11 protein-coding genes are annotated in these 10158 nt (G+C 40.5%); 3 read left to right on the forward strand and 8 right to left on the reverse strand.

Translation table 11 applies throughout. The features are described from left to right. Positions 1–725: 725 nt before the first annotated feature. Positions 726–950, forward strand: coding sequence for a DUF2281 domain-containing protein (locus EWV66_RS10815; RefSeq protein ID WP_002796731.1), 225 nt, complete (start codon positions 726–728; stop codon positions 948–950). A gap of 5 nt (positions 951–955) precedes the next feature. Continuing rightward, positions 956–1342, forward strand: a complete 387-nt coding sequence (locus tag EWV66_RS10820; protein WP_012265532.1) for a type II toxin-antitoxin system VapC family toxin — start codon at positions 956–958, stop codon at positions 1340–1342. Positions 1343–2083: 741 nt separating this feature from the next. Here the strand turns inward: EWV66_RS10820 and EWV66_RS10825 are convergent. From EWV66_RS10825 to EWV66_RS10860, 8 genes are all read right to left on the reverse strand, one after another. After that, the gene (locus tag EWV66_RS10825; protein ID WP_287108963.1) at positions 2084–2566 is read right to left on the reverse strand and encodes a hypothetical protein; all 483 of its coding nucleotides are present in this window, start codon (positions 2564–2566) and stop codon (positions 2084–2086) included. After that, entirely contained in the window at positions 2515–2865 is a 351-nt protein-coding gene (locus tag EWV66_RS10830) for a hypothetical protein (RefSeq protein ID WP_284525824.1), read from the reverse strand. The genes EWV66_RS10825 and EWV66_RS10830 overlap by 52 nt, the downstream gene beginning before the upstream one ends. Positions 2866–3040: 175 nt before the next feature. Next, positions 3041–3385 (reverse strand): type II toxin-antitoxin system PemK/MazF family toxin, encoded by a 345-nt coding sequence (locus tag EWV66_RS10835; protein WP_002752537.1) that lies wholly within the window; start codon positions 3383–3385, stop codon positions 3041–3043. Then, complete coding sequence (locus EWV66_RS10840; protein ID WP_002734063.1) at positions 3378–3569, reverse strand: hypothetical protein; 192 nt, start codon at positions 3567–3569, stop codon at positions 3378–3380. Before EWV66_RS10840 ends, EWV66_RS10835 begins: the two co-directional genes overlap by 8 nt. Positions 3570–3620: 51 nt before the next feature. Next, positions 3621–4079: a hypothetical protein gene (locus EWV66_RS10845; protein ID WP_052277088.1), complete on the reverse strand. Its 459-nt coding sequence runs from the start codon at positions 4077–4079 to the stop codon at positions 3621–3623. A 27-nt stretch (positions 4080–4106) separates the two neighbouring features. After that, the gene (gene fbp, locus EWV66_RS10850; protein ID WP_002789086.1) at positions 4107–5153 is read right to left on the reverse strand and encodes a class 1 fructose-bisphosphatase; all 1047 of its coding nucleotides are present in this window, start codon (positions 5151–5153) and stop codon (positions 4107–4109) included. 307 nt (positions 5154–5460) lie between these two features. Beyond that, the gene (locus EWV66_RS10855; RefSeq protein ID WP_052277087.1) at positions 5461–6243 is read right to left on the reverse strand and encodes a DUF3153 domain-containing protein; all 783 of its coding nucleotides are present in this window, start codon (positions 6241–6243) and stop codon (positions 5461–5463) included. A gap of 2 nt (positions 6244–6245) precedes the next feature. Beyond that, positions 6246–8498 carry a ribonuclease R family protein gene (locus EWV66_RS10860; protein WP_072926736.1) on the reverse strand — a complete coding sequence of 751 codons (2253 nt, stop codon included), beginning with the start codon at positions 8496–8498 and terminating at the stop codon, positions 6246–6248. 422 nt (positions 8499–8920) lie between these two features. Between EWV66_RS10860 and EWV66_RS10865 the strand changes: the two genes are divergently transcribed. Further along, positions 8921–9697 (forward strand): slr1353 family protein, encoded by a 777-nt coding sequence (locus EWV66_RS10865; RefSeq protein ID WP_272079452.1) that lies wholly within the window; start codon positions 8921–8923, stop codon positions 9695–9697. The last annotated feature ends 461 nt before the right edge of the window (positions 9698–10158 follow it).

Raw genomic sequence — 10158 nt, forward strand, 5'->3', positions numbered from 1 at the left:
GAAGTAATTAAGGACAGATATTTAGCCCAGCGAGACAGTAAATAGCCAATAAAGCCGCTCAAAAAGGGAACGACTATCCAAGCGATCGTTAGAGTATTCATGGTGTAGGATTTTCTGATCTTTACTTTGTCTAGGGCAGGGTTTTCCTAGACTAATCTGCTCAATTTCACCAGCAAAGATACTTTTTCTAATTATCCTCGATCGAGTCCTATTGATCAAGAATTTTTCGGGTGGCAAATAGATTGTTTTGGATCTATAATTATTATTGAAAAAAATAAAAGCAAGCGGTTTCGCTTGTTTGGTATGAAGGTGGCAATCGCAGTTTTTTCAACTGTGTTTGTAGCCTTTAACCAAGCTTATAAAGGAGCCAATTCTGTAGCCCTAGAATAGATTGACACACTTAAAGGAATGAATGCGTCTCGTTCCCAGATTTTTCAAAAGGTTTTTGAGAGTCCCAATCCGATTGTCTGGCACTAACATCGGATTTTAACAGGTCAAAAGCCTTATTTTAAAAGGGTTTTACCATTATTCAGAAAACCCTATGTAAATGACCAAAACCGCCAAACCAATAGCTATACTGTTATAAGAGCTATTTCCCGCAATTAGACCGCCAAGAAAAATTGAATGCCAACGATAACAAAAGAAACCCTTAAGCAAGAACTCGATCGCCGTAATAATCAACAACGTCAAATCTTAAATATTCAACCTTAAAAGGAGCAAACCTAATGACAACTAGAGAAAGACTGATCCAAGAAATATCTCAAATCTCCGAAGAAATTGTTGAAGAACTGCTTGACTTTTTATTATTTACCCAAGCCAGAAGGAATCAACAAAAAGAGCCAAAAACGCCTAGACCCTACGCCCTCTGTCAAGGAGAATTTACCGTTCCTGCTGACTTTGACGATCCCTTACCCGATGAAATCCTACAGGACTTTGAAAACCCTTTATAAAAATCATGCGACTTTTACTCGATACTCATATCTTTCTCTGGTTTCTTAATGGAGATCCTCAACTTTCACAAGATTTTTGTGATGCCATTAAAGACGCTAAAAATAGCGTATATTTAAGTGTAGCCTCCATCTGGGAAGCCATTATTAAATATCAATTAGGTAAACTTCCCTTGCCAGAATCACCAGAAGTTTATCTGCCCAAACAACGCGATCGCCATCAAATAGCGAGTTTAACGATTGATGAAGAAAGCATCGCCTATTTAATGAAATTACCTCCCTTGCATCGTGATCCCTTTGATAGACTGCTAATTTGTCAAGCAATCCAAAATGATTTAATCATTATTACAGTTGACCAAAAAATTCGCTCCTACCCAATCATTACAACCTTATAATTAATCAGACAAAAATGGCAGAAGTAAACGTTTATTATGATCCAATGGGTAACACCTTAACCGTTGGGTTTGGCGCACCGCACGACCGTTAGAGTATCCATGGTGTAGGATTTTCTGATCTTTACTTTGTCTAAGGCAGGTTTTTCCTAGACAAAGTAAAGCTCAATTTCACCAGCAAAGATACTTTCTCTAATTATCCTCGATCGAGTCCTATTGATCAAGAATTTTTCGGGTGGCAAATAGATTGTTTTGGATCTATAATTATTATTGAAAAAAATAAAAGCAAGCGGTTTCGCTTTAATAATGTATATCTTCCCAGAGGGAGCAATCAGTAATGTTTTGGAAATCTTTGATATTTTTGCTGGCAATAATAACCCGACGACTGGGATATTTTTCTTTGAGTAGCGACCATTGAGCCGATAGGATACAATCTATATCAATATTTTCTTTAACTTTTCAGCCCAAAGATAAGCGGCTTTTTGTAGTAAAATAAAACTGACTTTCTGAAACTTAATTACATTCCTTAACTTATCTAATTCTTGCACGCTTTTACTTCTCGTCTAACCTCATAATCACATAGATCAGATGAAGTCAGACAAGCTCCTCTTGCCAGCAGACGATAAAACCCATTCGGTACATTGATAAACTTCTGTAAATAACTTTTGATCTTCTGGCCAGTCTTCACCGAGCGGGGTTACTAATAAGCTTAAAATGTTAGAGTCCAGAATTACAATCACTCTTTTAATCCCATCCCTTAACTTTTCTCAGATTTTCTAACTGTTCCAAGCGAGATTTTGCCCATGCTATCGCTGGCTGATTTTTTTGTTTCTGCACTTGATCAGTATCGGATTTATTCGACGTATAAAAGTCTGTCCAATTGAGAGGTTTAGTTTCTTGATTTTCGTATTCTTGTATTTGCCAGAGGATTGCTCTAGCCGTATTCTTTAAAGAGATTAAAACTTGCTTAAACTGACTTGTTTTCTCTGGTTGCAAGCTAGGATCATTTAAAAAAGCCTTGGCGATCATCTTAAAAGATTCTAGGTAGTTGTGGGGAAAATAGCCAATATATTTTTCTATTATTATCTCTGAGAGTATGGTAAGACCGAAGCAAATACGATTATATTGAGCGGATTTATCTGTTGATTTTAACAAAGCATCTAACAGTATTTTCTTCACTCGAAATAACTCGATAAAACTCCGTAAATAATTATCATAATATGCCATTTTTTTAAGCTATCAGCAGACAAAACTTCACAATACTTAGCTTGAAATTCTCTTGTTATTGGTTGATATTCAAGAGAATAAATATTCTCCGCTTGATGTAGAGTTTGAGCTGCTCTGATTTTTTCTATAACTCCAGTAATTTTTAAATAATCATTTTGATATTCCTTCGGTAAATTAAGGGATTGATCGGAAGTAAATAGTCCTTCTAAATCTGCTTTTAAAAAACTCATTCCAGCTAACATTTCTTCCCTGCTAACTAGCGGCAAAGATAACAGCAAATCTTCTGTAGTGATCGTCATGACTTAGATAGCTCCTTAAGAATAATCCATGTTCTCATACTAGAATAATTATCCCAAAGGGATTCGATTGTATTTAGGGCTTGCTGAATAAACCTAAACACCCCACACCCCACGAAAAACTTTTTGCCGCAAACCCTAACTATTGATTATGTTTCCGCTGCAACTAGCGCACAGACTAATCTTCGCTTTCTTGATCATTCCTCTCTTCAAACCCTAGCCAAAAAAGTAACGCATTCTCAACCTCCATCATTTGCTCAGATGTCAGATTTCCTAATTTACGCAAAAGCTTTGCATGGGGAATTGTAACGATGTTTTGTACATCAAAGACTCCTTCTCTAAGGAAGCGAGCTTGGACTTTCACTTCAAATCTTGAACCACGAGAGCTTGTCGTATGTGGAACCAGAGTCGCTAAGGCACGCTCTTGATTGCGCGCAGGAATACTGATAACCAAACAGGGTCTGACTTTGGCCACATAACCCAGATCAACCAGCCAAACCTGACCACGATCAGGGCTATCCATAGGAAGCTTCCTGATCATCTAATTCTAGAAAAATTCCCTCGGCATTGAGGACTAGATCTTCATCAGATAAGGGCGGAAAATCCAGGTGAATTGTCCGCTTCAGAATCTCTAATAGCAAATCTGAGCGCTCTGAGTCTGTCAAGCGGTCAAAGGTATCTAAAAGTTCCTGAACTATAGCAGTCATAGCAGTTACTCTATATCTGCTCAATACTATAACACAAGCTTAACAAGGATCTTAGTCATTGCTTGACAGCCCCAATAAATTCCGAATGTAAGTTTGGAATCCCCCCAAACCGCCATCGTCATCCCAACGCTGTCTGAAAGTTGGTAACTTCTCCAATTCCATCACATTCCCACCCTGATACCTGACTCGATAATCAAACATCTTATCTGCTTTTGCTGATACAGGTGGATTATCAAAATCAATAGCCCAAAGCACCTTAACAATTCGATAGATGTCGTAATTATCCTTGCCAATTTCACGTTTGGCTTTGCAGTCGAGAACTTTTACTAAATGGGTAACATACCCTCGCTGTCTGAGTAGTATCAAACTACCTTTTTCGGGTTTATTGGCATTGACTTCATCATCTTTCCATGCCAGTTGGAAGCGATCAGAAACCTTATATTCCCGATATGCCCATGTACCATCGTTTCGCCTGACATTTTTAGTCCACTTCAGAGCTTGTAAATCCATGTCAATATCGCTAAATAAAACTATAAGTTAAACTCGATCGCGATGACGACGATCAGCGATAAAAGACTCTACTAATTTAACATCTTCGATACTACCGATCACTAAAGGTGTGCGGGTGTGTAATTTATCGGGAACGATATCTAAAAGATTTGTCACCCCATCACTAGCTTTACCTCCTGCCTGTTCAATTAAAAAAGCAAGGGGGGCAGTTTCATAAATTAGGCGCAATTTTCCCTGGGGATTTTTAACAGTACCCGGATAAAGAAAAACACCACCCTGCATTAAAATTCGATGGATATCTCCCACTAATGCCCCACTGTAACGGGCCGTGTAACCATCATGACGGTGAACATAACGGGTATAGTCGCGAATTGCCTCATCCCACTGCCAAAAATTGCCCTCATTGGTACTATAAATCGGACCGTGATCGGGGATAATAATATTCTCTTGGGCAAGGATAAATTCCCCTAAACTGGGGTCAAGGACAAAGGCATGAACACCGCGACCGATCGAGTAAACTAAAATAGTCGAGGGTCCGTAGAGAATATAACCGGCGGCGATTTGTTTACGACCATTTTGCAGTAAATCCCGCGCCTCTCCGTCTAAATCATTGTCTTCCTGTTGACGGATGGCAAAAATCGAACCCACATTTAGGTTAATATCCACATTGGAAGAACCATCGATCGGGTCGTAGAGTAGGGTATAGCGACCGATGGGACAGTTTTCTGGGATATAATAGGGTTTATCCATTTCCTCGGAAGCAAGACGGCAAACTAAACCACTTTGCTTAAAAACCGAGATAAATACCTCATTGGCAAAAACGTCCATTTTCTTGACTGATTCCCCTTGGACGTTGGTTTCTCCGGTAAAACCTAGCACATCCGCCATTAATCCCGCTTTACTGAGACGACGGGCAATTAATTTCCCCGCTAGGGCAATCCGACTCATAATTGCGCTTAAATCCTGCGCGTCGGGGGAAAAGCTTTGTAGTTGTTGCAGGACGTGACGGGAGAGGGTGGTACAATCTCGATCGAGGCTATATTCGGGGATAGAAAAGGGAATATTGCTAACCATAACTGTAATTGCCAGTAATAAAGTAAAAAAGGGAAACTCGTCTAGTCTCAATTATGACTATGATTTGATCCTAGCCAAGATTTTCCCTATTGCGGGCCAATTTTTAGATCAGTTTCATAAGTTGGCTAATTTTTCTCTTATTGATCATTAAATCTCGGTCAATAAGTGGCTGTTCATAATTAAATTGAAGATGGATCCCCCCTTAATCCCCCCTTGATAAGGGGGGTGTTGATCCCCCCTTAATCCCCCCTTAATAAGGGGGGTGTCTGACAGTTTTTAACAATAACTACTTAGTTGCCCTCTCAATTTAAGTCGATGGGGATACACCGGGCAAGCGTTTATATTTCAAGTAATAGGCAAAAACTGTTATTAAAACAATAACTATTGTGCCGATACCTAAATAGTTAGGAACCCAAAAAGCTGCCGCAATGGTGTTAATTTCTCCCGGTTTTAAATGCCAAATTAACTGATTGTCAACTTGTTCTACCGGGGGATTTAATCCTGAGTCATCTTCAATATTTTGACCGGCTAAGGGAGTCTTTAAAGCGAAGTCGATATCGACTAAGGAACCGGGGCTAATGATAATATTTCCCTGTTCGGAAAGTACACCCAAAGCCCGCAAATCAACGGTTAATTTTAAGTTTTTCTGGTTCAAAAAGAACCAATCTTGTTCTGTAACTGCCAGTTTTGAATCTAGTTGCAGTAATTTGCTATCATCGGTATTAGGGGAATTTTTGATTTTAAAGGAAGAACTAGGATCAAAAAACTGATTGAATTTTTCCTCTAATTCCTGACTATTACTAAAGGGAATAGTGACAATTATTTCTCGTTCGGAAATATGATCGGTTTTCCCCTTAAGTAATTTTGCCCTCTGTTCGATACTATTTAACCATTTAGTGGCTTCGGTTTGACTGAGACTGGTTAAACGTTGTCCGAGGGTGATATGTTGAATAATTTCCCCGTGGTGTTGGTGGGGAAAATTAATGCCCACATCGTAACGGACACAGCCAGTTAAAAAGAGAAAAATACCGCATAAAAAGGGCAGAATAAAGCGGGTTTTCCCGATTTTTTCGGTGGTTGGTTGATTCATAATTAATCTTCTTCTAAGTCGTCATAACTTGCTGAACTGCCACCGCTAACTGTAACTAGATCGATTTGCTGACGATAATAGTCTACATCTTTTACTTCCACTTCTACCTCATCACCGAGACGATAGGCAACGCGATTTTTCCGTCCTACCAAACAGCTATGACGGGCGCGATATTCGTACCAATCATCCTTGAGAGAAGAAACATGGACCAACCCTTCCACTAATAAATCGGAAATTTCCACGAAGAAACCATAGGATTGTACACCGGTAATTAAGCCGCGAAACACTTGACCCATTCTTTCTTTCATTTTCTCGGCTTTTTTCAATCCTTCTAGGTCTTTTTCCGCATCTTCAGCAATTTTTGAGCGATCATTGAGATGGGAAACAATTAGATGGCTTTCTTCTTCTAACTCCTCCTGAATTTGACTTGGGAGAATATTCCAATGAATCTGTCCATGACAGCTATTACTGCCCAAATTAACCCCGACTTTGACGATTTTGCTGCGGCGATCTTTCCCCTCGGTTAGTAGGAGTTTTAACACCCGTTGTACCCAAAGATCGGCATATCTTTGTAGGGGGGAGAGACAGTGGGTATAATTGCTAGGATAGGCCAAACCAAAATGGGGTAGAGGATGGCTGCTATATCTAACTAATTTGAGAGTTTCTTGCAGCAGATAATTGAGGACTTTCACCGATGAAGAAGCGGAAAAAGTGCGGGTGAGATTTTGATAGTCATTGGGTTTAATCTCCTCCTCGGCAGTTAAATTTAATTCTGCCCCTAAATTATTGGCCAATTTGAGTAAATCCTCCAATTCATCCCAATCCGGTTCCGATTGTCCACAGTAGATACAGGGCAATTTTAAGGCCTGTAAATGTTCAGCGACAACTTTGCCGGCTAAAATTGCCACTTCTGTCAGTAAAGAACGGGCCGGTAAATTATTAGAAGCGAGAACAGTCCCCCCCCGTCCTTCGTCTTTGTAGGGAGAGATTTTGTCTAATTGAATATCAAAACTACCCCGCTGCAGACGTTGGGATTTTAGGGTGGGGCAAACGCTGAAAAATAAATCTTTCAGGGTTTCAACGGTATCGGTGGGGGCAGCTTCGCTATCTTCTTCACTGAGCAGATCGCGCACCTGTTGATAGGTAAAATGTTGATCCACTTGGATGAGGCTGCGGGTGATTTCGTACTCCACTAGCTCCCCCTTATCATCGAGGGTGACGAGGATAGAAATAGCGGGGCGCTGTTCTTGGGGTGACAGGGAACAACGACTGGTAAGGGCAGCCGGGACTAATGGCAGCACTTTTTCGCCTAAATAGACGGCAGTTCCCCGTTTTTTGGCAACTTTATCCAATAATCCGCCCCGTTCAATGTAACGGACCACATCGCTGATATGAATGGCCACTTGCCAGCGATTTTGGTTGATTTTCTCTAAAGAAAAGGCATTTTCAATGATTGGGGGATAATCTAGAGGGGTGTCATCTTCGATGGTAAAGGTGAAGAGTGGAGTTAAATCTCGCAGTTGTTCTTTTTCGCCACTATCGAAGAAATCTGCTAAATTATCGGCAATTTCGAGGGCTTCTGGCGGAAAATTATGGGGTAGATCGTGTTTACAGGAGACGATATCCGTGTCGGCAGCGGCCTCGGCAGTAGAACCGAGAATGCGAGTAACTTTACCGATGGGAGGCATTTCTCCTAGGGGATAACGGAGGACGGAAACATGAACGAGGTGATCGATATTTTCTTGGAGATTTTGACCATTTTCGAGGAGATTAAGGGTAAATTTTAGGCGATCATCGAGGGGAACCGCCACAAACTGTTCATTTTCCTGTTTTACTTGCGCTAGAAGCGAAGGATTAGCTCGTTCGAGAATTAATCTCACCTCTCCTTCCGGAGAACGACGACGGGTTCCCTCACGGATGATTTTGACTAAAACTCGATCGCCATTCCAAGCGTTACTGAGATGATTTTTCGACACGTAGATGTCATCAGCATCTTCGATATCTTGGATAGCAAAGCAAAATTCTTTACTGGAACAGCGCAGCTTTGCTTCTACGATATTTTCCTCGATTACACGACGATAGCGCCCCCGTTCTTTGACAACCATTCCCAAACGTTCCAAAGCATCGAGAATCACTTGCAATTTTTCGCAGCTTTCGGGATCGTCTTCGCAGCCTAATTTTTTTTCGAGAAGTTTACCCGTAGCTAATTTATCATCACTAAGATGAGAGAGGAGTGTGGCGATCGAGAAGTCCATCTAACAATAATCCTTACTTACAAGACACTGACGGAATGGTGGACAATTAAGTTTAAATACTTATATAATGAGAGGATTGATTTAAACCATTGACTCGAGAGATTATCTCTATCGGGCTAATTGCGATCGCTGTAGGTGACAGTGAAGGTAAACTAAGCAAGCATCGAACACCCGAACCTACCTTGAGAATTATCGAATCCTTTCTTAGGATAAGCCAATAGCGAACACTGGCAAACTTTTTTGCGATCGCTCGTCTTTCTGGCAGAAGCTTCAGCCTAGTAGAATCTTGTTACCATGGGCAAGGCTAATCCTAGGACTGAAAATTTTATCTAATCTTTGATCCTAGCAAGAACTTGCTACATTTTTCCATAATTACGATAGAGTATTTTATTATAAGTACAAAAGAACTCGAAAAAGTCACCATGTTGCAAAAGTTACGCCAACGTTACCCCCAAGTTGCCCTGATTAGCGAGTTAGTTCAAATCGATCACGGCAAGTATATTGTGAGAGCGATCATCGAAATTGAGGGAAAAACGGTCGTTACAGGTTTAGCAGCGGCAGATACGGTGGAAATCGCCGAAGATAGAGCCAGAGAAAGAGCTTTACTGCTTTTAGAAGCTGAAAACACCCCCGATCTCCAGCTTGTGGAAAAAATCAGCCCCAATAATATTTCTCTACCGGAAGATTTACCTAAAACCGTCCCTAGTGCCAAAAAATCGACTAAAACGGCTAAAGTCACCGAAATACCTCGTCCTGAAGCTAAAATTGAACCGGAATTACCCCAAGTTAAGGATATTCCCCCGGCTAAAATTGAACCGGAATTACCTCAAGTTAAGGATATTCCCCCGGCTAAAATTGAACCGGAATTACCTCAAGTTAAGGATATTCCTTTACCAGAACCAGAGCCTTTATTATTAGAAATGGAAACCGATAATTACTCCTTATTATCAGAATTGCCAGAAGAAGCGAGTTTAACTGAAGAAGAACCCCCGGCACCAGAACCAGTTGTTGTTATTCCCGAAGAAATCGATTATTCAGTGCTTAAAACTAAAATTGATGTGGAGATGAAACGATTAGCTTGGACCACAGAAAAAGGTCGGGAATACCTGATTTCTACCTATGGCAAAAAGTCTCGTTTACTGCTAACTAATGAGGAGTTATTAGAATTCTATAACTACTTATCTAGTATCAGTGCCTAATCAATAAACCTGCTGCATAAATCAAAAATCTTCCGTTAAGTGAGGAGTCTCCGAGTCAGTATTCTCCGAGTCAGGAGAAGCAGAAAGAAATAGATTATTTCCTAGCAGTAGAAAAGCGATCTTTTTCTGGAAAATGCGATTAAAAACTCACTTTTGCGGGAGATATAATAAAGAAGCTATTAGCTGCCAGTCTTTTTCTGGCGTTGTCAAATTGAAAGATGCTCCGAATCAGCACCGGAACTGAAATTACTTTGATAGCAAGGATTGCATTGCATCTTGACAATTAGTGTTTAATGAACGAATAGTGCCGATAGTTGGGCTTAAGTGGGGAACAAGAGTCGATCGATTTAGCAGTGGAATTAGCCCTACAATCGGCGTAGGGCTAATTCATGAATTAGCCCTACAATCGGCGTTGTCAAATTGAAAGATGCTCCGAATCAGCACCGGAGCATTGCATCTTT

Source organism: Microcystis sp. M_OC_Ca_00000000_C217Col, assembly GCF_007095585.1.
GTDB lineage: Bacteria > Cyanobacteriota > Cyanobacteriia > Cyanobacteriales > Microcystaceae > Microcystis > Microcystis panniformis.

What these genes read in the sequence shown, in the direction of transcription:
- EWV66_RS10865 (WP_272079452.1), top strand. Translation starts at nt 8,921, where the DNA reads ATGTTGCAAAAGTTACGCCAACGTTACCCCCAAGTTGCCCTGATTAGC.
- EWV66_RS10845 (WP_052277088.1), bottom strand. Translation starts at nt 4,079, where the DNA reads ATGGATTTACAAGCTCTGAAGTGGACTAAAAATGTCAGGCGAAACGAT.
- EWV66_RS10820 (WP_012265532.1), top strand. Translation starts at nt 956, where the DNA reads ATGCGACTTTTACTCGATACTCATATCTTTCTCTGGTTTCTTAATGGA.
- fbp (WP_002789086.1), bottom strand. Translation starts at nt 5,153, where the DNA reads ATGGTTAGCAATATTCCCTTTTCTATCCCCGAATATAGCCTCGATCGA.
- EWV66_RS10835 (WP_002752537.1), bottom strand. Translation starts at nt 3,385, where the DNA reads ATGGATAGCCCTGATCGTGGTCAGGTTTGGCTGGTTGATCTGGGTTAT.
- EWV66_RS10815 (WP_002796731.1), top strand. Translation starts at nt 726, where the DNA reads ATGACAACTAGAGAAAGACTGATCCAAGAAATATCTCAAATCTCCGAA.
- EWV66_RS10825 (WP_287108963.1), bottom strand. Translation starts at nt 2,566, where the DNA reads ATGGCATATTATGATAATTATTTACGGAGTTTTATCGAGTTATTTCGA.
- EWV66_RS10840 (WP_002734063.1), bottom strand. Translation starts at nt 3,569, where the DNA reads ATGACTGCTATAGTTCAGGAACTTTTAGATACCTTTGACCGCTTGACA.
- EWV66_RS10855 (WP_052277087.1), bottom strand. Translation starts at nt 6,243, where the DNA reads ATGAATCAACCAACCACCGAAAAAATCGGGAAAACCCGCTTTATTCTG.
- EWV66_RS10830 (WP_284525824.1), bottom strand. Translation starts at nt 2,865, where the DNA reads ATGACGATCACTACAGAAGATTTGCTGTTATCTTTGCCGCTAGTTAGC.
- EWV66_RS10860 (WP_072926736.1), bottom strand. Translation starts at nt 8,498, where the DNA reads ATGGACTTCTCGATCGCCACACTCCTCTCTCATCTTAGTGATGATAAA.